Annotated in this window: 1 pseudogene; it reads left to right on the top strand. The window is 45.7% G+C overall.

Annotated elements, in window-relative coordinates:
• Nucleotides 1–704: pseudogene (locus H6W53_RS21390) on the top strand (T9SS C-terminal target domain-containing protein); the annotation flags it as partial.

Genomic DNA, 704 nt, shown 5'->3' with positions numbered 1-704 from the left:
ACCATCAACTATCAACCAAAAACAAGCAACAATTTTGGTGAAGGCGATTACTGGATCGTTAAGCTTTCGAAAGACGGAAAAGTGGAATGGGAAAAGAATTTCGGAGGAAAAGGCGATGATCATGTAAGAACACTGGCGCTGACTTCAACCGGCTACCTGATCGGTGGGGAGTCCAGATCGGAAAGATCGGGAAATAAATCAGTCGGTATTGAAGAAGGTACAGACCTCTGGTTAATCTCCATTGATGAAAGAAGCGAAGAAATCTGGCAGAAATCCTACAGCTTTAAAAACAGGGATGTTCTGATGGGAATGAGTGTCATTGCCGGGAAGCAGGAAGACGGAGGCGGGAAGTCTAAGGGAATTCTCTTAGGCGGTTACACACAGGCGGAAGGCAGGATTGAAAATGATGATGAGACTTTCTGGATGCTGTATCTTGACCAGAACGGAAATGAGCAGTGGAGAAAGCACGTAAAGGGAGAATCCCGAAAAAAAGAAGAACGGTTATCTGATATTAAGCTGAACCGTGACGGATCGATTGTACTCGCAGGAACCAGCGCAGAAGAATTAGGCAAAGAAAACTGGAAGATCGTGAAGCTGGGTGACAAACAGGTTGACCAGCTGATCGAAAAGCAGGATATTAGGATCTACCCGAACCCGGTAACGGATTATGTGTATGTGGAGCTTGGGTTTGAGGGCTTGAGAGA

This window comes from Chryseobacterium sp. C3 (assembly GCF_014218905.1).
GTDB lineage: Bacteria > Bacteroidota > Bacteroidia > Flavobacteriales > Weeksellaceae > Chryseobacterium > Chryseobacterium mucoviscidosis.
The sequence above is the reverse complement of the archived record's forward strand: the minus strand, read 5'-3'. Positions and strand labels throughout refer to the sequence as shown.